General features: G+C 38.3%; 20 protein-coding genes and 1 tRNA gene. 3 read left to right on the top strand and 18 right to left on the bottom strand.

Features of this window, described 5'->3' with window-relative positions; all coding sequences use genetic code 11:
- Position 1 precedes the first annotated feature (1 nt).
- The 11 genes from murG to XM47_RS08015 form a co-directional block, all read right to left on the bottom strand.
- Positions 2 to 1,063: an undecaprenyldiphospho-muramoylpentapeptide beta-N-acetylglucosaminyltransferase gene (gene murG / locus XM47_RS07965; protein WP_048691435.1), complete on the bottom strand. Its 1,062-nt coding sequence runs from the start codon at positions 1,061 to 1,063 to the stop codon at positions 2 to 4.
- Positions 1,056 to 2,255 carry a cell division protein FtsW gene (ftsW, locus tag XM47_RS07970; RefSeq protein WP_245623443.1) on the bottom strand — a complete coding sequence of 400 codons (1,200 nt, stop codon included), beginning with the start codon at positions 2,253 to 2,255 and terminating at the stop codon, positions 1,056 to 1,058. The genes murG and ftsW overlap by 8 nt, the downstream gene beginning before the upstream one ends.
- A gap of 58 nt (positions 2,256 to 2,313) precedes the next feature.
- Complete coding sequence (mraY, locus tag XM47_RS07975) at positions 2,314 to 3,399, bottom strand: phospho-N-acetylmuramoyl-pentapeptide-transferase (RefSeq protein ID WP_048691439.1); 1,086 nt, start codon at positions 3,397 to 3,399, stop codon at positions 2,314 to 2,316.
- Positions 3,399 to 4,784 (bottom strand): UDP-N-acetylmuramoyl-tripeptide--D-alanyl-D-alanine ligase, encoded by a 1,386-nt coding sequence (locus tag XM47_RS07980; protein ID WP_048691441.1) that lies wholly within the window; start codon positions 4,782 to 4,784, stop codon positions 3,399 to 3,401. Before XM47_RS07980 ends, mraY begins: the two co-directional genes overlap by 1 nt.
- The gene (locus tag XM47_RS07985) at positions 4,781 to 6,292 is read right to left on the bottom strand and encodes a UDP-N-acetylmuramoyl-L-alanyl-D-glutamate--2,6-diaminopimelate ligase (RefSeq protein WP_048691443.1); all 1,512 of its coding nucleotides are present in this window, start codon (positions 6,290 to 6,292) and stop codon (positions 4,781 to 4,783) included. Before XM47_RS07985 ends, XM47_RS07980 begins: the two co-directional genes overlap by 4 nt.
- Entirely contained in the window at positions 6,282 to 8,084 is a 1,803-nt protein-coding gene (locus XM47_RS07990; RefSeq protein ID WP_048691444.1) for a penicillin-binding transpeptidase domain-containing protein, read from the bottom strand. The genes XM47_RS07985 and XM47_RS07990 overlap by 11 nt, the downstream gene beginning before the upstream one ends.
- On the bottom strand, positions 8,081 to 8,431 hold the full coding sequence (gene ftsL / locus XM47_RS07995) for a cell division protein FtsL (protein WP_245623444.1): 351 nt from the start codon (positions 8,429 to 8,431) through the stop codon (positions 8,081 to 8,083). Before ftsL ends, XM47_RS07990 begins: the two co-directional genes overlap by 4 nt.
- Entirely contained in the window at positions 8,418 to 9,359 is a 942-nt protein-coding gene (gene rsmH / locus XM47_RS08000; RefSeq protein WP_048691446.1) for a 16S rRNA (cytosine(1402)-N(4))-methyltransferase RsmH, read from the bottom strand. Before rsmH ends, ftsL begins: the two co-directional genes overlap by 14 nt.
- 23 nt (positions 9,360 to 9,382) lie before the next feature.
- Positions 9,383 to 9,841 (bottom strand): division/cell wall cluster transcriptional repressor MraZ, encoded by a 459-nt coding sequence (mraZ, locus tag XM47_RS08005; protein WP_048691448.1) that lies wholly within the window; start codon positions 9,839 to 9,841, stop codon positions 9,383 to 9,385.
- Between the two features lie 472 nt (positions 9,842 to 10,313).
- Positions 10,314 to 10,859 (bottom strand): D-glycero-beta-D-manno-heptose 1,7-bisphosphate 7-phosphatase, encoded by a 546-nt coding sequence (gmhB, locus tag XM47_RS08010; protein WP_048691450.1) that lies wholly within the window; start codon positions 10,857 to 10,859, stop codon positions 10,314 to 10,316.
- Positions 10,852 to 11,922 carry a glycosyltransferase family 9 protein gene (locus XM47_RS08015; protein WP_048691603.1) on the bottom strand — a complete coding sequence of 357 codons (1,071 nt, stop codon included), beginning with the start codon at positions 11,920 to 11,922 and terminating at the stop codon, positions 10,852 to 10,854. The genes gmhB and XM47_RS08015 overlap by 8 nt, the downstream gene beginning before the upstream one ends.
- Positions 11,923 to 11,977: 55 nt before the next feature.
- Between XM47_RS08015 and XM47_RS08020 the strand changes: the two genes are divergently transcribed.
- Positions 11,978 to 12,697 carry a 3-deoxy-D-manno-octulosonic acid kinase gene (locus tag XM47_RS08020; RefSeq protein ID WP_048691451.1) on the top strand — a complete coding sequence of 240 codons (720 nt, stop codon included), beginning with the start codon at positions 11,978 to 11,980 and terminating at the stop codon, positions 12,695 to 12,697.
- A 26-nt stretch (positions 12,698 to 12,723) separates the two neighbouring features.
- Here XM47_RS08020 and XM47_RS08025 read toward each other — a convergent pair whose 3' ends face one another.
- From XM47_RS08025 to XM47_RS08045, 5 genes are all read right to left on the bottom strand, one after another.
- The gene (locus tag XM47_RS08025) at positions 12,724 to 13,980 is read right to left on the bottom strand and encodes a 3-deoxy-D-manno-octulosonic acid transferase (protein ID WP_077066510.1); all 1,257 of its coding nucleotides are present in this window, start codon (positions 13,978 to 13,980) and stop codon (positions 12,724 to 12,726) included.
- Positions 13,977 to 15,416 carry a bifunctional D-glycero-beta-D-manno-heptose-7-phosphate kinase/D-glycero-beta-D-manno-heptose 1-phosphate adenylyltransferase HldE gene (gene hldE, locus XM47_RS08030; protein ID WP_048691455.1) on the bottom strand — a complete coding sequence of 480 codons (1,440 nt, stop codon included), beginning with the start codon at positions 15,414 to 15,416 and terminating at the stop codon, positions 13,977 to 13,979. Before hldE ends, XM47_RS08025 begins: the two co-directional genes overlap by 4 nt.
- A 22-nt stretch (positions 15,417 to 15,438) precedes the next feature.
- Entirely contained in the window at positions 15,439 to 16,020 is a 582-nt protein-coding gene (locus XM47_RS08035; RefSeq protein WP_048691457.1) for a D-sedoheptulose-7-phosphate isomerase, read from the bottom strand.
- Positions 16,021 to 16,523: 503 nt separating this feature from the next.
- Positions 16,524 to 16,793, bottom strand: a complete 270-nt coding sequence (locus XM47_RS08040) for a Txe/YoeB family addiction module toxin (RefSeq protein ID WP_048691459.1) — start codon at positions 16,791 to 16,793, stop codon at positions 16,524 to 16,526.
- Entirely contained in the window at positions 16,774 to 17,046 is a 273-nt protein-coding gene (locus XM47_RS08045) for a type II toxin-antitoxin system Phd/YefM family antitoxin (RefSeq protein ID WP_048691461.1), read from the bottom strand. The genes XM47_RS08040 and XM47_RS08045 overlap by 20 nt, the downstream gene beginning before the upstream one ends.
- Before the next feature lie 224 nt (positions 17,047 to 17,270).
- On the opposite strand from XM47_RS08045, the gene XM47_RS08050 reads away from it, so the two are divergent.
- Complete coding sequence (locus tag XM47_RS08050) at positions 17,271 to 18,659, top strand: ApeA N-terminal domain 1-containing protein (RefSeq protein WP_048691462.1); 1,389 nt, start codon at positions 17,271 to 17,273, stop codon at positions 18,657 to 18,659.
- Between the two features lie 400 nt (positions 18,660 to 19,059).
- On the opposite strand, the gene XM47_RS08055 is transcribed toward XM47_RS08050, so the two are convergent.
- Positions 19,060 to 19,150: transfer RNA gene (locus XM47_RS08055), tRNA-Ser, on the bottom strand.
- Between the two features lie 190 nt (positions 19,151 to 19,340).
- Between XM47_RS08055 and XM47_RS08060 the strand changes: the two genes are divergently transcribed.
- A complete protein-coding gene (locus XM47_RS08060) occupies positions 19,341 to 21,335 on the top strand; it encodes a cache domain-containing protein (protein WP_048691464.1) in 1,995 nt (664 codons plus the stop codon).
- A gap of 68 nt (positions 21,336 to 21,403) precedes the next feature.
- Here the strand turns inward: XM47_RS08060 and XM47_RS08065 are convergent, their stop codons facing one another.
- Positions 21,404 to 22,018 carry a hypothetical protein gene (locus tag XM47_RS08065; protein ID WP_048691465.1) on the bottom strand — a complete coding sequence of 205 codons (615 nt, stop codon included), beginning with the start codon at positions 22,016 to 22,018 and terminating at the stop codon, positions 21,404 to 21,406.
- Positions 22,019 to 22,192 lie beyond the last annotated feature (174 nt).

A 22,192-nucleotide genomic window follows, 5' to 3' on the forward strand; every position in this document is an offset into this window, starting at 1 on the left:
TTTAACCTTGGACTAAGTTTTCAATTTGTTCACTAATCACTTGTCTAGCCTGAGGTGTCGCCACCTGCTGACAAGCTATTGCCATTTTTTCGACCATATCTGGTGTCGCTAATATTTGCTTTAATACCGGCACTAAACCACCAGTAGTTAATTCTGTCTGAGGCAACAAAATTCCAGCTTTCGCATTAACCAATACTTGTGCATTTTTAGTTTGATGATCGTCCACCGCATGTGGCAACGGCACCAAAACGCTTGCGATACCAGTCTGAGCTAATTCAGACACAGTTAGCGCACCTGCTCGGCAAATAACTAAGTCTGCAGCTTGATACGCTTGAGCCATATCCGTAATGAACTCAACCACTTGGTACTCGCCAGTAAAACCTTGATAAGACTCAAGTGTCGACTCTAACTTACCTTTACCTGCTTGATGCAAAACTTTAATGTTGTTTGCTTCTAATTGTTTTAATGCCGCTGGTACTTGTTGATTTAATACTTGCGCACCTAAACTGCCACCAACCACTAATATTGATAATTCAGCCGCATTGCCGCGAGTAGTTTTAGTTAATATTTGCTGCCTTAACGGATTACCAACTTTAACCGTCGTGTCAGGCAAATTAGTCACATTATCAAATGCCACTAAAACCTTAGCTGCAATCTTGCTTAATATTCTATTGGTTAAGCCTGCTGCGGCATTTTGCTCGTGAATAACGAGCGGTATTGCTGATAATTTTGCAGCAATCCCACCAGGTAGAGCAGCATATCCACCAAAACCGACAACAACATCCGGTTTAAATTTTTTTATTATTTTTCTAGCTTGTAAAACTGCATTTATAACCATTAAAGGCGTCAGTACTTTTCTAATAATCCCTTTATTTCTAACCCCTTTGATCTCAATAAACTCGATTGGATAGCCAGCATTAGGTACTAAATCAGCTTCCATTCTATCAGCAGTCCCTAGCCAGAGTACTTGCCAACCTTTATTAGACAGCTCATCTGCAATTGCTAATCCAGGGAAAATATGTCCGCCGGTTCCACCCGCCATGATCAGAATTTTTTTAGCCATGACGTCCCCCCAGCTTTATACTGCTTGAACGTGTCGCTTGTAGCTTAGTAATCCTAGACTCATGGTCGATTCTCAAAATAAGTGCAACCGCTATACTCATAGTAATTAAGCTACTGCCGCCATAGCTCACTAATGGCAGAGTTAAACCTTTAGTCGGCAACATGCCCGCACTCGCCCCTATATTGACAGCTGATTGAAAGCTAATCCAAATACCAATGGCATAAGCAAGATAACCGGCGAAATATTTTTCTTCCTCTATCGTGCGTTTGCCTAAGCTAATCGTTTTGCCAACCAAGAAAAACACAGCCAGAATGACGCAACTTACGCCAAAAAATCCCATTTCTTCTGCCAAAATCGCAAATACGAAATCGGTATGCGCTTCTGGTAAATAATCTAACTTTTGAATGCTGTTACCTAAGCCAGTACCAAACCAATCACCACGGCCATAAGCCATCAAGCTTTGCGTCAGCTGGTAGCCACTACCAAAAGGGTCTTCCCAAGGACTCATAAATGAAGTCACACGTCGTAATCTATATGGCTCTAAAATAATGAGCGCCACAATGGCTGAAATCCCAGTCATAAATAACGAAAAAAACTGGATTAACTTAGCACCAGCTAAAAACAATAAACCAACTGTTGTCGCAAACATGACAACCACAGTGCCTAAATCAGGCTGTAGCAAAAGCATAATTGCGAGTAAGAAAAACACAGCAAGCGGTTTTAAAAAGCCTTTTAAATTTTCTTTAATCTCTTGTTCTCGTCTAACTAAGTAACCCGCTAAATAAACAAAAAAGAATAACTTTGCTGGTTCAGCCGCTTGAATATTTATCGGCCCTATCGCTAACCAACGTGTCGCACCATTAACCGTTTTACCAATAAACAATACTGAAACGAGTAAAAACAAAGCGACTAATAATAAATACGGGTTGTATTTTTCCCACCAACTAATAGGAATTTGCAATACAGCCATAGCTGCAAACCCACTTAAAAATAAGTAAATGACATGTCGAATAACAAAGTGTAATGGGTTATTAAACTCACGCATGGCATAAGGTAACGAAGCCGAAGCAACCATTACGAGTCCAACTGTTGCCAATGCCAAAGCAATAATCACTAAACTTCTATCATATAAACTATGCTGACCAGAAACACCGAAAGCGCTATCAAGTAAGCGCTTTACGTTTTCTGTCATTGTTGGTTTTGCCAGCATTTTAGTTGTCATTTGCTAATTAACATCTCTCATTTATTCGTTATCTGAGTTTCAAGGTCGCTAGGCCAATAAACACCAGTACTAAACTAATAATCCAAAACCGTACTATTACTCTAGGTTCTGGCCAGCCTTTCAATTCATAATGATGATGAATCGGCGCCATTCTAAATATTCTTTCACCGCGTAACTTGTAACTACCCACTTGTAATATGACGGAAACGGTTTCCATCACAAAAACACCACCCATGATAATTAATACAATCTCTTGCCTAACTAGCACTGCTATAACACCTAAAGTTGCACCTAAAGCAAGTGAACCTACATCGCCCATAAAGACTTGTGCTGGATATGTGTTAAACCATAAAAAGCCTAACCCTGCGCCAAAAATCGCAGTACAAACAATAACTAGCTCACTGGCTTCTGGGATATAAGGAATGTTTAAGTAAGAAGAAAAATTCACATTGCCGGTAACATAAGCAAAAATAGCAAACGCAGCTGCAACCATAATAGTAGGAACAATCGCAAGGCCATCTAAACCATCCGTTAAATTAACCGCATTACTGGTTCCGACAATCACAAAATAAGTAGTGACTAGGTAAAATAGACCTAATTGCGGCATAATTTCTTTTACAAATGGGATCAATAATTGAGTTTCTTCAGGACGCTCAGCCGTAAAGAATAAAGCAACAGCAACGATTACAGCCGTAACCGACTGCCAAAAGTACTTCCATCTCGCAATTAAACCTTTGCTATCTTTACGAATGACTTTTCGATAATCATCGACAAAACCAATTAAGCCAAATGCAAGCACTACAAATAGTGTAACCAGCACATAACGATTACTTAAATCCGCCCAGAGTAAAGTTGAAATAGAAATTGCGCCTAAAATCAAAATGCCACCCATAGTCGGTGTGCCTGATTTACTTAGGTGAGATTCAGGACCATCGTCGCGAACAGTTTGGCCAATTTGCATATTTTGCAAATAACGAATTAATTTAGGCCCTAAATACAGTGATAAGGTTAATGCGGTCAAAATACTTAAAATTGAACGAAATGTAAGATACTGGAAAACATTAAAGCCAGTATCGACATTTTGTTGAAACCACTGTGCTAACCACAATAACATTAAACTTTTTCCTCATTTGATTGCACAAGTGCATTAACCACGTTTTCCATTTTTTGACTACGCGATCCTTTAACTAAAACGGTTAGCTTCGCATTTTGATCCGCTTCTACTGCGGTATTAATATCAATCAATATTTGCTCGATTAAGGCATCAAAACTAGCAAAATGGTTTTCTGCTTTGGCCTGAGCAAATCGACTCATTTGTCCCTTAGTATAAAATTTATCAATCTTGTTTTGAGCAACAAACTCGCCAATTTCACTATGTATAGCTTGGCTTTCTTGACCTAATTCACCAATATCGCCCATCACAAAAATACGAGTTCCCTCAGCTTTACTAACTAACTCAATTGCAGATTTCATTGAACTTAGATTTGCATTATAACTATCGTCAATCACAGTTAAATTTGCGTTTGGTTTTTTAATTGAAACTCGGCCAGCTGCTGTTTCAGCTTGGCTTAAGCCTAGATTAATATTTTCCGCTGAAATGCCTAATGCAATTGCACAAGCTATTGCAGCTAAAGCATTTTGTGCATTATGTTCGCCCGCAATATTTAATGTAACAGAGTAAGACTGACCACGATAATGCCATTTAAATTCAGGACATAAGTTTTGATTTAAAACTAAATCAGAATAATAAAGATCGGCAAAAGGTTCTGAAGAAAAGCCGATTTGCTTTAAGTTATCTAAATCTTGCTGCCATGTTTCAACATAATCACAATCCATATTAACCACAGCAATGCCTGAACTAGATAAGCCTTGATAGATTTCACCTTTAGCTAAGGCAACACCCATTAAAGACCCAAAGCCCTCTAAATGTGCAGCAGCAACATTATTAACCATAGCCACGTCTGGTGTTGCTAGGTTAACTGTATAGGCTATATCACCCGCTTGGCTTGCGCCCATTTCAATTATCGCGAACTCATCCGACTCTTCTAAATTCAATAGGGTTAAAGGCACACCAATATGATTATTAAAGTTACCTTTTGTCGCTAGCGTTTTACCTGCCGTACGACAGATAGCAGCAAGCATCTCTTTAACTGTTGTTTTGCCACAACTACCCGTAATCGCGACTGTTTTAACATTCGCTTTTTGTTTGTTTAATGCGGCAATTTGACCTAGTGCAATTAGAGTATCCTTAACAACTAATTGGCTAACATGTTCTGCTAAGTTGGTTTGAGGTTGATTAACAATTAGAATTTTCACACCCTTTTCGACAACTTGTTGGCAAAAAGTATGACCATCGAATTTATCACCAACCAAGGCTAAATAAGCGCAATTAGCAGTAATGCTTCGGCTATCTGTGCAAATTTGATTCACAACAACATCTTCACCAAAGATTTCACCTTGAGTCACTTTTGCTAATTCAGTTAATAAAACGTTTATCACGCATGCCCCCGACTCAATGACTCAACGAAAACTCTTTCGTTATATGGAATTTCAGTATCGCCAATTTGCTGAATAGTTTCGTGTCCTTTACCTGCAATTAAAATCCAATCTTTTTCTTGTGCTAGCGCGAAAGTTTGGCGAATCGCACCTTGTCTATCATGCTCTATGCGGTAACGTTTACCCGAAATGCCCTCTGAAATTTGTTTTGTGATATCTGCTGGTGATTCACTGCGGGGGTTATCATTAGTCAGCATAATATGATCCGCTAACTCAGATGCAATTCTTCCCATCTCTGCACGTTTTTCTTGGTCTCTGTCGCCACCACAACCAAATACCAACCAAACTTTGCCATGGCAATGTTGTTGGCAAGCTTCTAAAGCACGTTTTAAACCGTCTGGCGTATGCGCAAAATCGACAACTAGGGTAATATCATTTGAGCTGGTAAAACATTCCATTCGCCCAGCAACTGGTTTTAACAAGTTAATCGCTTGGCTGATGGCTGAAATTGAGTAGCCTTGCGTCACTAAACAAGCAATAGCAATTAATAAATTGTCTATATTAAACTCAGCGAGTAATGGCGTTTTAAGTTCAAAGCTTTCAACTTTTCCATTTAGCTTTAAGCTTAATTTTAATAAGTAACCTTCAACTAGAATATCGGCCTGATTTAGCTGTAAGGCCGAATTTGAAAACTCAAATGCATTATGACCAACGGCTATCACTTGACGCTCTGGGTTTTGAGCTTGTAAGGCTTTGATTAAATCTTGGCCGTATTTATTATCAATATTAATAACAGCTGGCGTTGTCGTATCTAAACTAAACAAACTTTGCTTTGCCGCAAAATAGCTTTGCATATCGCCATGATAATCTAAATGATCGTGAGATAAATTGGAAAACGCGACGACATCAAACTGACAAGCAGAGACTCGACCTTGAGTTAAAGCATGCGACGAAACTTCAAGCGCGGTCAGCTCAACACCTGATTTAGCCAGTTGATTTAAATAAGCTTGTAAGCTGACAGCATCTGGCGTTGTCATGCCATGATAATCATTAATGGTTTTACTTTTGACGCCAAGCGTACCTATATATGCAGACTGTAACTCTAATGCCTCACTTAACTGGAAAATAATATCGCAGATTGAGGTTTTACCATTCGTCCCTGTTACCCCAATTAACTTCATTTTTTGAGTCGGCAGTTGATAAAAAGTAGCAGCGATTTCGCTGACAAATGCATCTAATTGGAAAATACTAATAACAGGGATATTATTTATTTGCTGAACTTGCCCGTGCTCAGCTTTTGTAACTGTCTGGCTAAAGATAATGACAGCGCCATTTTCAATCGCCATCTCGGCAAAACGTATACCGTGGCATTGCTCACCATCTAGCGCGATAAATAAGTCGCCTGACTGAATTTTTCGACTATCTAATTTAATTCCGCTAATACAAGGCTCAAAAACATGAATGTTTAAAAGCTCAGCAATCGCTTGGTTAATGTCTAGGTTAAGCGTCATTTCGTGCCACCTTAACCTGAGCCAAGCTCACAGCTTTATTATTTTTATCTGTTGGTACGTTTAACAACTGTAAAGTACCGCTCATCACCTTGCTAAAGATAGGCGCTGCAACTTGGCCGCCTTCGTATTTATCACCTTTCGGGTTATTAATCACAACAACTAAAGCAATTTTAGGATTGGAAACTGGCGCGATTCCAGAGAATAAAGCCATATAATCATTGCCATAACCACCCGCTTTGGCTTTTAACGAGGTCCCTGTTTTACCAGCGACACGATAACCTTTAACCGCCGCTCTATGACCCGTGCCATCTTCTTCGACTACGCTTTCCATCATTTTAAGTAGTTGTCTAGTTGAACTATGGCTAAAAACTCTTTCACCTTCTAATGGTTGATCGAGTTTTAAAATAGATAAAGGACGACGAATACCACCATTCGCAATAGTCGCGTACATTTGCGCAAGTTGAACTGGTGTAACCGACAAACCATAGCCATAAGATAAAGTCGCAAGCTCGATATCAGACCAACGGCGTCTGTCATAAAATAATCCTGAACTCTCGCCCACTAGGCCCAATCCGGTATCCATGCCAAAACCAGCATTATAAAAAGCATCAAGGAAGTTTTCTTTTGGTAATTCTAAGGCCAGTTTGGTTGTACCAACATTACTCGATTTTTTAAGTATTTCAGCCAGCGTTAATTTACCATTGTTATGATGATCTTTTACGCGGCGGCCACCCAGCATGATATACCCGGGTGAGGTGTCGACTAATGTATTTACATCAGCTGTACCGAACTCTAAAGCCGATAGTACAGTTAAAGGCTTAACAGAAGAGCCTGGCTCAAAGGTATCTGTAATCGCACGATTTCTCAGTGCAGAATTTTTAATCGTAGAACGGTTATTTGGGTTGTAAGACGGGTTATTAACCATAGCGAGTAATTCACCAGTATTAACATCCACAGCAACGATAGAGCCAGAATCAGCCTCATAATACTGCACGGCCTTTTTTAATTCTTGATATGCTAATGATTGAATACGCTGGTCGATAGATAAGACGACATCTTTCGCTTTAGTCGCCGCCTCTTCAGCGAGTACATCAATTGTTCTTCCCCGGGCATCACGTAATACATGCTTACGGCCATTTTCGCCAGTTAATTCTTCATCAAAAGCTTTTTCAACGCCTTCAATGCCAAGATCGTCAATATTGGTAATGCCCACTATATGCGAATTAACTTCGGCTGCTGGATAATAACGTTTTGATTCAGGTCTGAGATGAACCCCTCTAATTTTGAGGTGCTGAACATATTCAGACATAGCAGGGGAAACATGCCGAGCTAGGTAGGTAAATCGGCTCGTTGGAGACTTAATAATGCGTTCAGCTAAAGACTCAGCATCTGAATCTAAAATATCTGCTAATGCACGCCACTCTCTTTTTGCAAGCAAGGCGCTTTTAATATCTTGTTTTGTGACTTGGTCAACCACAATGCCTTGTGATTCGCTTAATTTAAGCTTTACCGAATTGTAAATTTCTTTAGGATCAGCCCATACGGTTTTCACTGGCACACTAATCGCCAGCTCTAGACCATTTCTGTCTGTTATCATGCCGCGCAGCACTGTATCGGATAAAGTTCTATGCGTTCTTAAATCGCCTTGTTGACGCAACATATCAGGCGAAATAACTTGAATATAAGCGGTTCTGGCGAGTAAACAGATAAATACAAGCGCAATAACGCCAAAAACGGTTATAAACCGCCAGCGCTTTGTCTCATTTACATTTATCAGTTTACGTTTATTCATTTTATTTTTATAACTTTCTCTTGTTCGCCTGATGGCCTAACCATTCCCAATTGTCCACGTGCTATATGTTCTACTCTACTATGCTCAGATAAGGCATTGTGTTCTAGCAACATGTGGCGCCAATCAATATCTAATTTATCTTTTTCTTCTAGTAGCTTTTGCATTTCGCTATTTAGCTGGCGATTACTCCAGGCATAATAGATAACACCATAAGCGCTTGCTAAAACTGACAAAATCAAAACAACCAACACTTTGTTTTGCCACCAATCTAGTAAAACTGCAGTAGCTAAATTAACTTGCCTTGATTTATCAAACTCTTTTTCAAGTTGCTCTTCATCGATTGACACGTTCCGCAATCCTCAGTACTGAACTTCTGGAACGTTTATTATCTTCAACTTCTTGTGCACTCGGTTTGATTGCTTTGCCAACCGTTTTTAAACGAATATCCTTGCTAAGCTGCTCATCTGTTATAGGTAAGCCTTTTGGTACAGGCTTAGCTTTACTCTCAGTGTTAAAAAAGCGTTTTACGATACGATCTTCTAACGAATGAAAGCTAATAACTGAAATTCTGCCACCATTTTTAAGCACATTAACCGCAGCTTCTAAAGCTTCTTTTGCTGCATCCAGCTCACCGTTAACTTCAATTCTAATTGCTTGAAAGGTTCGGGTTGCAGGGTGTTTACCTGGCTCTTTTTTCTTAATAATGCGCTCTAACAAGCCAGATAAATCACTTGTTCGGGTAAACGGCTTAGTTTCTCTATCCATAACAATTGCGCTAGCAATTAATCGAGCAAACCTTTCTTCACCATATTCTTTTAAAACAAAGGCAATATCTTCTTTCTTCGTAGTTTGTAACCACTCTGCAGCAGAAATCCCAACTTCAGGATTCATTCGCATATCTAGCGGTCCATCTCTAAGGAAACTAAAACCACGCTCGGCTTCATCTAACTGAGGTGAGCTCACACCTAAATCGAGCAACACACCATCCACCTGACCGACTAAACCTCTTTGCTCCATGTAGTCGTTCAAATATCTAAAATTGCCTTGGATTAACTCAAAGTTACTATCCGAAAAATGTTGTTTTGCCCAGGCAACTGCCGCTGGGTCTTGATCGATTGCAAACAAACGACCATTTTCGTTTAACTGATTTAAGATTTTTCGACTGTGGCCACCTCGGCCAAAAGTACAATCTACATAAATGCCATCCGGTTTAATTGCTAACGCATCAACCGACTCATTTAATAAAACGCTAATATGGCCACTTTCAGATTGCATCTATGATCTCTTATTATTTATTTTTACAGCGAAAAGTCTTGTAAACGTTCTGATAATTCAAACTCACCAGAGCTAATTGATTCCATATCTTCTGTAATTTGAGCATTCCATAAAGTTTCGCTCCAGATTTCAAATTTGTGTAATTGACCAACCAACATGATCTCTTTTTCTAACGAAGCATGTTTTCTTAAAGGACCAGAAAGTAATAACCTGCCATTACGATCAACTTCGCCTTCTGTCGCATAGCCCAAAATTAAGCGTTTAAAGCGTCTTTCACTTGGATTCATATCAGATAAAGCCATTAAGCGCTTTTCAACCGTTTCCCATTCGTTTAATGGATATAACAAAAGGCATTCTTGATTTATGTCGATAGTGCATACAACTTGGCCGCCGCAATCTTCTTGCAGCTGCTCACGATAACGCGTCGGAATAGCTATCCGCCCTTTGTTATCCATTGTGATTGCACTTGCGCCTCTAAACACTTGAAATTTAAGCCTTTAATAATTCGATTGAAAATTGGTTAAGTATCGAAACTAATTTGCTAATTAAAATTCGATCCACTTTATTCCACTTTGATCCACAATTGCACAGTTTGAGTATGCAAGTAAAGTTTGTCAAGGGTAAATTAAGCTTAAAATAGGCGATTAGATCCCTGTTTTATAAGGATCTATTTCAAGTGACTGAAAAGTGGGAAAAAATGGAGTTTTGGGGGAGATTTAATATTTTTATAACATTTTGAAAGGTAGAAATAATTAAAAACACTTAAAAAAGATGATATTGAGAACAATTATCATTTGCAACTGTGGTTTATATCTGTATTATAGATTCCAGAGTTAAGCACAACCCACATGTGGCTAACTCTACCTCCGTGGCTTGGCAGTCAGTTTGTTGTTCGCTCATTCCAACAAACTGGCTGCTTTTTTCTTTGACTTGAACTCAAAAACACAGATCAGGTTATTTAGCTATGTCTATCTCACTCAATTGACTAACCACCTGAGTCGCCGCAGTATGCTTTAAATCAGCAGTATTAATATAATCTGAATTCAGTAGAATTCTATGCGGTATTCCGGCTTTTAAGGCTGCTTGCACATCAGACTCTTTATCACCAAGCATAATTGACTGGCTTAAATCGACACCTAACTCTCGATTGGCTCTTAATAGCATACCTGGGTTAGGTTTCCGGCATAAACAGTTGTGTTGGTATTGCAAGCCGCCGTGCTCTGGATGATGTGGGCAAAAATAAACTTTAGAAATATCAACCTTATGCGACTTAAATTGTTCAATCATCCAATCGTGAAGTTGATTAACCTGCTCTTCTGAATAATAGCCTCTGGCGATGCCTGACTGATTAGTAACAATAATAATCTGATAACCTGCGCCATTAGCATTTTGACAAAGTTCGAATATACCAGGCATGAATTCAAAAGATTCGGCTTGATAAACGTAGCCATGATCAAGATTGATAATACCGTCTCTATCTAAAAAAAGTGCTTTAGCCAATGGATTTAACCTTAGTGTTAATTTGTTTGTCTGAAATAAGTTTATCTATAGTTTGTTTCACAGCTTCAACTGAAATATCTTGCATCAAATCGCTACCTTTAACTCTGGTACCCCATTTTAAGTCGGCTGTGGTTTTGCCAAACTGATTGGTCACATGCTGCTGATAAACTTCCACCACGTACTCTAAACAAGTATAGGGGCCAGTGCGTTTAGGATTACTATGGGCGTATAGACCAACAACAGGTGTTCCCTGAGTTACCGCCATATGCGCTGGGCCAGTATCAGGTGCTAAAACGACATCCGCTAATTTCAATAAAGCCAATAACTGTTTTAAATTCGATTGACCAACTAAATTAACAACGCTTGCATTAGTAAAAGCAGCGATATCACTGGCTAACTCAACTTCCATTTGAGTTGGTCCACCGGTTAATACAACCTGAAAACCTAAACCTGCCGCATAGTTTGCAATTTCAGCATATCCCTTAGCAGACCAATTCCGTTCAGCTTTACTTGCTGCCGCGGCGATGACAAAAATCGGAGATTGAGTATTGAGTTGCTGCTTAGCCCAAGTCATATCCGCTTCACTAATAGGTATATCCCAACTAGGCTCAAATGGTTCCACCCCAATAGCATGCGCAAAGGCTTGAAAACCTTCTAAAACATGTGGCTGGGCTTGAGCCTGGGTATGTTCATTAACCGCTAAACTATGTAACTCTTTAGATAAGTGCTTTGGAAAACCTATTTTTCGCTTCGCTTTGATACACATGGCTGCGATATTCGCGCGCAACGCAACCTGCATATGCAGTAACACATCAAAAGTTTGTGGCAAGTCTCGCTTTAACTTTTTATAAGCTTTAACGCCCTGTTTTTTATCAAAAATTACAAAATTCACACCTGGAAGATCAGCCAATAACATAGCTTCAACTTTACCAAGTACCCAAGTAATTTCAGCTGCTGGATAGTTTTTTTGAATTTGTTGAACCGTAGCAACTGCATGGCATACATCACCAATTGCAGATAAACGGAGTATACAAATAGATTTAATTGCGGAGTTTGGGGTCATTTTCGCTAAATAATTCGTTATAATCGCGCTTTTCATCAGCGCCGAGAGCTAAATTTTGCCACAAGTCAGTCGATTAACAAACCGTGAATTCTTAATTAGCTCAGATAATGTAAACTTTTCAATGTCATCTGATTGGTTTTCACCTAGCTACTGGCAACAAAATGATGCGGTCACTGGTCAATCGCAAGGACGAAATATTACTTATTTTGTAAAACATCAAGATAAGCAACTCGTACTACGTCACTATTATCGTGGTGGGCTCATAGGTAAAATAGCCAAAGATGGCTATTTGTATGCTGGCTTAAAGCAAAGTCGAGTTTATAAAGAGTTTGCCTTGCTGGAAAAAATGCTGGAATTAGGTTTACCCGTACCTAAACCAATAGCGGCTCGACTCGTTAAAAAACTCCATTTATACACAGCTGACATCATAATGGAGCAAATCCCACTCGCCCAAGATTTGTTTCAAATCTTAAAAGTAAGAGCTTTAACCAAAGATGAATGGATTAACCTAGGCAACACCATAGCTAAATTTCATCAAAATGGTATTTATCACGCTGATTTAAATATTCATAATTTAATGATGGATAATACCGGAAAAATTTGGCTAATCGATTTTGACCGTGGGCAAATTAAACCTAACAAAGCGAAATGGCAAAAATCTAACTTAGAACGACTAAAACGTTCATTAGAGAAAGAAAAATCTAAATATCCTGAGTTTAATTGGCAGGCAAATCAATGGCTGCATTTGTTAAAAGGATATCAATCACAAGATTAATATCCTCAACCGACTTAGCAAAATTATTAACCTAAAATATTTCGGATGTGATTCATGCTGGAGTGAACGGCGCCTTGATTCTGCATCACGACTTTATTCGCTGCTAAAGCCGCTTGGTGATAATGATTTTCCGATTTAAACAAATCCATCAAACGTGTTTCAATCGATACTGCTGAATCAACATCAAACATAGCCCCAGCTTGCACTAGCATACGACAAATATCTTCACAGTTAACTCTATCAGGCCCCATTAAAATCGGCTTAGATAACGCCGCAGGCTCTAATGGGTTATGCCCTCCTTTAGCGACTAAGCTCCCACCGACAAAAGCAATATCAGCAATGGCGTAAAAATTAATTAGCTCGCCCATGCTATCAATCAACCAAACATGATCAGATTGAGTTACCGCTTGCTGACGACTTCGTCTTTGGTAATTCACATTTTCGCTGTTTAGATACTCTGCGACTTCATCAAACCTTTCTTTGTGTCTAGGCGCAATCAAGAGTAACGCGTCAGGAATTTGTTTTAATAAAGCCAAATGAGCCTGAACTATGATTTGATACTCACTTGGGTGAACACTTGCTGCGATCCATATTGGTCGATTTAATTGATGAGATTGCATCAAATCCAAGGTTTGCTGTGACAAGGTTTGCGGTAATTGGATATCAAATTTTAAGTTACCGACGGCACTGACTCGATTGACACCAAATTTTTGATAATTTTCAAGATCGTTTTGAGTTTGAGCCGTAATCCAATCAAAACGTAAAAAAGCATGTTTGAACACACTCCCCCATTTAGCATAATTTCTATAGGACTTATCAGATAAGCGAGCATTCACTAACATTAGCTTGGTTTGCTGCTTTGTTAACGAAGCTAACCAATTTGGCCAGATTTCAACCTCAGTAAAAATAGAGCATTTACTATTGAGTTTCCGACTAAAACGATTAACAAAAATGGAGAGGTCAATAGGTGCCATCAGCTGCAGTACTTGTGTACCAAAAAGCGCATCTATTCGGGTAGCACCAGCAGGCGTCGAGTTTGTAACCAGGATAGAAGAATCAGGATAAGTTTCGATAAGCTGCTGAATTAATCCAGCAGCTGCATTAACCTCTCCCAAAGAAGCGCAATGTATATGGATGCAAGGCTTATACTGTTTAGGAATAAAACCTAGCCTTTGCCAAAAGCCACGTTTGTATTGTGGATCTTTTATTATCCGCTTAAGCAGATATAAAAAGACAATAGGTAATAAACAATACCAAACTATTGTGTAAGTAAATCGATTCAAGACTGGCGAATTTTATTAATCACGTTAGTAGTAGAGCAGCCATCAACAAATTCGATTACCTTAACTTCTCCACCGTTATTTAATACAAATTCAGCACCCACTATAGTGTCGATTGTATAATCACCACCTTTAACTAAAACGTCTGGTTTAACCGCCTCAATTAATTTAGCAGGCGTGTCGTCTCCAGCTTCACCGAAAGGTATTACCCAATCAACGGCTCTTAATCCAGTCATGACAGCAGCTCTTTGTGCTAAAGGATTAACTGGGCGTTGTGGGCCTTTTAAGCGAGAAATGCTTTCGTCACTATTTAGGCCTAATACCAGTCGATCACCTAATGATCTAGCTTTTTCTAAATAAGTAACATGGCCTGCATGTAAAATATCAAAGCAGCCATTAGTGAAAACGATTTTTTCACCCGCTTTTTTAGCAAATTCGATATGTTGTAATACATCATCAAATGGACATTGATAATGTTGACCGTCCCCCATAAGCTCTTTATTGAACTTAGCAGCTAACTCTTCTGGTCTCACCGTAGCTGCGCCTAATTTAGCAACCACTATACCAGCCGCTAGGTTCGCCATTTTAGCAGCATCAGGCATACTTAAACCAACCGCCATCATCACAGCTAAAGTCGCAATGACTGTATCACCAGCTCCTGTAACATCACTGACTTCTAGAACTTGAGCTGGCATATCATGCTTTTCAGTTGCTGTAATGGCAGACATGCCCTGCTCGCTTCGAGTCAATAAAATAGATTCTATGCCAGCATCAGACATGAGTTTGCGAGCAGATTGGCAAATGCTTTCTTCGCTGTCAGCAACACCACCGGCTAACTTAAATTCACCTAAATTAGGCGTGATAACGTTGGCACCGCGATACAGTGTTAAATCCATTTGTTTTGGATCGATCAAAATCAGTTTGCCTGCAGCATTTGCAGTAGCAATCATCTTTTGAATTTGCTGCAAAGAGCCTTTGTTATAATCCGAAAAAATGACAACATCATAGTTATCAACTACTTGTGAAAATTTCTCTGAAAGTAGTTCTGATTGCGCTTGGGTGAAGTTTTCTTCAAAGTCTAATCTAACCACTTGCTGATGGCGGCTAATAACTCTAAGTTTAGTAATGGTCGGTTTTTCAGCTTGTTCTACTAATTCAGATTGAATCTGCTCAGACTTTAATAACTGAGTTAATCTTGCACCATTTTCATCTTGACCAATAATCCCGAGTAAACCCACTTTGCCATCTAAATGAGCAATGTTTCGAGCAACGTTTGCAGCACCACCGACTTTATCATCGGTTTGTCCAATTTTGACCACAGGAACTGGTGCTTCTGGTGATATGCGTTGTGAATCGCCCATAAAGTAGCGATCTAACATAACATCGCCTACAACTAAAATTTTAGCCTGAGATAATCTAGAAAAAACTGATAAATCCATTAAAAAAGATGCCTATAAAAACTTATTCTGCCAGAAGTAAATCGAATGCTTCACAAACCCAATGCCCCATAAATAAATGAGCCTCTTGAATGCGTGCGGTTTCAGGATGATTAACCACAATTGCTAATTGAGCGATATCTTTAACTAAGCCACCATCGCGCCCAGTAAATGCAACTGAGTAAGCCCCCATTTCATTTGCTGCTTCTAAAGCTAAATTAACATTAGGGCTTTTGCCCGAAGTTGAAATACCGATGACCACATCTTTATTAGAACAAAGTCCCTGTACCTGACGAGCAAAAACTGTATCAAAACCATAATCGTTAGCATGGGCAGTTAAAATAGAAGTGTCAGTAGTAAATGCTATCGCAGGTAATGCCCGTCGATCATTCTTAAACCGAACAACAAATTCAGCAGCAAGATGTTGGCTGTCGGCAGCACTACCACCATTGCCAAAAAAAACAATTTTTCCACCATTATCTATCGCCTGCTTGCATTGCTCCACCAAAGTGAGTAACTGAGGTTTATGAATATCAAGGGTTTTAAATAATTCGATATGACGTTCTAAATTTTGCTCGAAGCTTAATGCTAAGTCAGGTTGCGACATAAAGGTTTCTCAACTCAAATTTTGTGATTATTTTATGTAAGAATGAATAAAATAAATTATCCGCTAAGCATACTATGCTTTGGCAAATGATTGTAGGCTAGAGAAAAGGAAAATAGCGTTTTTGTTAACGGATAGCACCAAGAGCAATTGCCATGACGAATTATTAATCAGTTTTAATGGCTAAGTTGGAATAAAATTAAATAAGAGAAAAAGCTAACAGTGTGAAGGAAGAAAATGCCAGTGAGGTATGGATGAGCAATGGCTTTAACGCCTTTTGGAATTAGCCTAAATTCATACGGGATTTTGGCATTTCACTTTACCTATTTGGCTATTACTACTGTTAATAGACTTTGCAGATTGGCTTTTGATTTTACTAATACCATTTCAAATAATCGAAAGTTATTATCAAGTTAAGTTGGTTATTTTTGACGTAATTGTTTTGTCAAAAAACGAGTAAATACACCTAAGTAAATGTAGCAGGACTTTTTGGGCGTTATATTTTTCTAACAATCCTCGTAATGCCCACCAATAGCGAAAATATAAATATATTCGTCATCGAACTTGTAAATTAATCGATCTTTTTGTGAAATTCGTTTCGACCATAACCCAGATAAATTATGTTTTAAAGGCTCTGGTTTTCCTAAACCAGAGCTAGGGTCTGTTCGCAACATTTCTTTTAAAGTCTTACATAAAGATTTATGTAATTTTTTATCTTTTTCTCTTAGCTGCTCATATACGAGCCAAGTTTTACCTTCAAAGATTAGTGATCTCATCTAACTGCTCTTTTGTTGGTTTATAGCCTTGGTTTGTTGTGTGAGTTTTCATCGATTCAGCGATTTGTTTCATTAAACTGTTACTTTGTAATACATGCAAAGTTTCTTGCTCACGTTCCCAATCATCTGCACTCATTACAACAAAATCGTCACCTGCTCGTCTGGTGACCTTTAATGGTTGGTGCTCGTTAACGGTTTGCTCAACATAAGATTTTAAATTATCTCTAAATTGATTTACGCTTACGCTATTCATAATAAATTAACCCTTTTGTACGGCAATGTCGTACATTGTAGTATAAAAAACATAACAAGCCAATTAATAGACGCTGCAGCCGTTTTTACTTAACCTTCTAAGTTGTTAATAAGTGGTTGGCATTAATAGAATTTTTAAATTAGTATCATTCTAATTAAAAAATAACGGACGGATTAGAGTTGGTTTGGCCGTTTGATATAAGTTAGATTTCAAAAGGATTTACCGTGAGAATCGAAGAAGAATACAAGAAAACAGGCTACTTCTGGCTGCCAGGAAAGGATAAGAAAAAGATTCCGGGGATACTCTCAATCAATGACGGAGGGAAGATAGAATTAGAAATAGTCGGTCATTTCGATGAGAGTATAGAATCTCTAAATGGTAATGATGAAATAGATCGAATCATAGGTCATGTTGAAAAAGGTGGACTAGTAACTCTCGATTACTGTTTTTATACCAATAAGAACTTCTCGTTTGGTGGTATCTCAAAATCAAAAATTCTAGTCAATAGGGTCTTGAGCGGGGCGGCTTGGGATCAAGATGAAGCCGTAACTTTTAATACCTTTTCTTTCTCAGTAGATTGCCTAGATGAGTGGGTTGGAATTAGTGGAATAAAAGTAGATAACAACAGGGAAAGCAAGACGGCTACGATTAGTTACAATCCACCAGAAAAAATAGGCTTCATCTTAGATAATGAAATGAAGCTTGAAATTTCCTTTGCATACACTCTTCCTGGATTCCCAAACCTAAAAGAAGCAAAGGTTACTCAGCGAACTTATTTTAGGCTTGAATCAGAAGAGTTGCGTGATCTGAACGATTTCATGACTGTTGCCTTCAAAATTACAAATCTTATGTGCTTTGCCATGGATGAAATTGTTGCCATGAAAAATGTTTCAGCAACGTCATCCGAAATACAACGTGACGGAGGAGATGATAAACAATACCCTGTTCCAATCAGCGTCTATTATGAAAGCAATCCATATTCTGAAAAACCGCCCAAAAAAAATTGGCATGATATGCTGTTTACTTTTGGCTCTATTAAAGATAACGCGCAACAAGTATTCAATAATTGGATTAGTGCTTACGAGTATTTATCCCCCGCATTTGGTTTATATTTCTCAACTAAAACAGGTGCTCAAAAGTACCTTGATGGTAAGTTTCTTGCTCTAGCACAAGGGCTAGAGACTTACCACAGAAGAACCAGCACAGAAACGCTAATGGAACCAGAATCTTTTGAGTTACTGGTTTCCACTGTTCTTGATGGGTGTCCGGTCGAGCATATTGACTGGCTGAAAGGCAGGTTAATGCATGGAAACGAAATAAATCTGGGCAAGAGATTAAAGAAGATTATTGAGCCATTCAAAGAGCACCTTGGAACAAGTAAAGAAAGAAGTAAGTTATTAAGAAAAATTGTAAATACAAGAAACTACTTAACTCATTACAGTGAAAGCTTAGAAGGCGAATCCGCTACGGGAAGAGATCTCTGGATTCTTTGTTTAAAAATGGAAGTTATATTCAACTTGCACTTTTTGAATGTTGTTGGCTTCACTGATGAAGAAATTAAGGGAGTAGTCGAAAATTGCTATCCACTGAAACGAAACCTACAAGAAACCTAACACATATGCCCCTCCCGTTGGTCAATAGGCAATAGTGATCTTTTCGGCAACCTTTCGGTTGTCAAGTCCACGTTAATCAGCAAAATAATCTACTTCGCTTGTCATTTTAGTTGTGCAGAACAAAAGACGGATTTAAAGCGTTTTCAGCATCAGCTAATTGTTAAACGTTCAGTTGTTATTAATTGAAATATATAAATAGCGAGAAAAAAGGAAATTAACGCGAATTGACTTAGACGTACGGAAAATTGAATAAGAAACTTGATAGAAAATTATGCGGTGCTGATCTTTGATTAGGCTTAATTAATTTCATATGAAGGTAATTTAAGCTGTGTTGTTAATTGATGGTTTTCAATGAAGTAAAAACTAGAAACGCTTTTAAAAATAAACTAGGAAGAGAAAATGGCGGTGAGGCAGGGATTTGAACCCTGGATACGCTACAAACGTATGCTGGTTTTCAAGACCAGTGCTTTCGACCGCTCAGCCACCTCACCATTATTGCAAATCAGAAGACTCTATTTTGCAACGGCGCAAATAATAGTGGCAATACTTTGTGTTGTAAAGCATTAATGTGGCAAAATTCTTATTTTTTTAAAATAAGTATAATAAAATTACGATTTGTTGAGTAATGGTCAGAATATTGCAAACTCAGACCTAGGCCGATAACGTAAAAAGTGGAAGACGATGAGCGAATTCAAAGTTGCTAATTTAGACGAAAAAATACCTCACCTAGTTGACTTTAAAGAGTCGCTATTCCAGTTGAACAACTGGTGGGATGCTGCCTCTATTATTGCAAGAGTCAATCAAGACAGCTTAAATGGTCAAGGTGCTTCTCTATTGGAATCCATGCAGCAGACTAAAACTCGCTTTATCGAACTACAAGATAGACTCCACGAGTGCCTATTAAAAGAAAGCTTCTTAAAAGTTCAAATGGACATTTCCTTTAAAAGTCAGAACGTTATTGATGTATTAAACCGAAATTTATTTGAAAGAACAGCAGATGTTGGGTTTCTGGCAACTGATACAAAAATAAGTAACTTTGTTTTAGGTGAAGTGCCAAAAGCAGAAATAATCCAACATTTAAAACAATATGTTGCTAAGTATAGTGTTTACGATGAAATATTTATCCTAAAACTATCCGGTGAAGTAGCAGCGAATATCGACCAAACGAATAAAGTAAAAAAATCATCTGATCCACTCATCCGTGAAGTGAAACAGTTAAAAACAGGCTACAAAGAATATTATCGATTTACCGATTTAAAACCTAATACTGAGAATTCGCACCTATTTTGTGCCCCGATAAAAGAACACGGTGGTGCAGATGCTGCAACCTTGGGCATATTAGTGATGAGCTTCAAGCTAAAAGATGAAATGGAAAGAATCTACTCAACTCTGCTGTCTAAAGAAGACAGCTCAGTATTAGCCTTGTTAGACAATCACCATAAAGTAATAGCAACCTCTAACACCCAGCAATTACAACATCAAGCATCAATTAATCCGCAACAAGTGCTTCACCAACTCACCAGCCAAGAATACATAGCCAATACCTCTGCAACTAGAGGCTATCAAGGCTATACAGGTCTGGCTTGGAGTGGGCTCTCTATGCTGGCTGTCAACCAAGCATTTAAGCAATCAAACACAAAAATAATTAAAAGTGAAGAATATAAACTTTGGAAAGATTCAAACTTAGTATCCAACGAATTAAAGCAAATCAATAAAGACTCTAAAAGCCTGAATCGAGAATTAACCGTTCTAACCTTAAATGGAAAAAGTATTTCTTATCGACTGAAAGCAAATTCATTTATGCCAATTTTAGAGAAGCTTAGAGAGCTTGGGGGCGAAATGAATACAGTTGTTGATAAATCTGTTGCGGAAATCAACAGTACTGCGCTGTCTAATTTTAAAGAAAATTGCATTTTCTACTCTAATTTGGCCATAGAGATAATGGATAGGAATCTCTATGAGCGCGCAAATGATTGTCGTTGGTGGGCGCTAAATCAAGAATTTATCAGTGCATTGCAACAGGCTGAATTATCAAAAGACAAGCTCAGGCTGATCTGTGCCCAACTAGGTTATATAAATGACCTATATACGGTTTATACCAATATTTTTATCTATGATAAGCAAGGTAAAATCATTACCGCGTCTAAGCCAGCTGATTTGCCAACCGATAGTTACAATGTAGCGAATAACACTTGGTGTACACAAACATTAAAACTGCAAAACAGTCAGCAATATGCAGTATCCGATTTTGCCCAGTCTGAGTTCTATGCTGGAAAATCTACCTATATTTATAATGCCGCAATAAAAAATAACTTAGGCGAAAACATAGGTGGAATCGGCTTAGTTTTTGATTCTGAACCAGAGTTTAAAGCTATGCTACAAGATAGCTTACCGCTTAATGAACATGGGCAAATTATTGAAAGTGCATTAGCGCTATTTATTACCCCTGAAGGCAAAGTCATTAGTTGTTCCGACGATACATGGTCTCCATTAGATACCATAGAATTGCCTGCAAGCTTAACTCAATTAGCACCAGCGGAAAGTAATCAAGAACTTATTTTGCTAGATGGAAATTACTATTTAGCTGGCGCTACCGCATCATCAGGGTATCGGGAATATAAAAATACCAACGATTATGTCAATCCATTATTGGCTGTTGTTTTGATAAAACTATAATCGTTAGGCTAGATTTATAGATTCATTGTCATAAGGCATGAATCTATAAATCTGTAAAACAATATGGGTTAAATACTCATCATCAAAAAGCCTGTTATAGCTGCATTGTTTTCTTTTATCCTATCATCAATATTAGCTTTAACTTCGGCAACTAACTTTTGGTATTGCAGATAAAACGCCCAACTAGGCGTGGGTTTATAGATCATATCGGATAATTCAAAGTGTTTGATAATTCCTTTAGCCGTGGTTGGCTTAACGAAAACCTCGTCATTCGGCTTTAAGTAAAAAGGCACAACAGAAATAATCGACCACTTGGCCATTTTATGCTGTTTTAGCAAGTCGAGAATTTGCTCAAAGCCTAATTGTTCATCACCATACAATCTTTGGTAATACGCATCTGAAAAAGCGATTTTTTCTGCTGTATTTAAATCCGCAATAAAATCTTTAAATTTTGGCTTTTCAAATAAAGAAACCATGGACGAACGACTGATTATTTTGATCAGTGCATCCAAAATTCGTTCAGGCTGAGAAAAATTATCTGGCGCCAATTCTGTTTGGCTAAACTCTGCTAGCTTAGAAATATTGTGACGCTTGGCGATTGCTTTCATTTCTTCACTGGCAAAGCCCTGTGGGTATTGAGAAAGAAAGTAACTTTCAGCTTGCTTAAGCTTTTGTAAATTCATGTATTTGCCTAATTTAATTAGAGCTTGGGCTTTAAGATAACCCGCTTTAAGCTTTGGAGCCAGTGATGAATACGCTAGCGGCTATTGTCTGTGATAAAAATGGAGTTTAGTAATCTGGAAATTAGTAATATGGGACTTAGTAAAAGAAAGAGTGAGACAGACTAAGTTGCTTAA

Source organism: Catenovulum maritimum (assembly GCF_001050375.1).
In the GTDB taxonomy this organism is placed as follows: Bacteria; Pseudomonadota; Gammaproteobacteria; order Enterobacterales; family Alteromonadaceae; genus Catenovulum; species Catenovulum maritimum.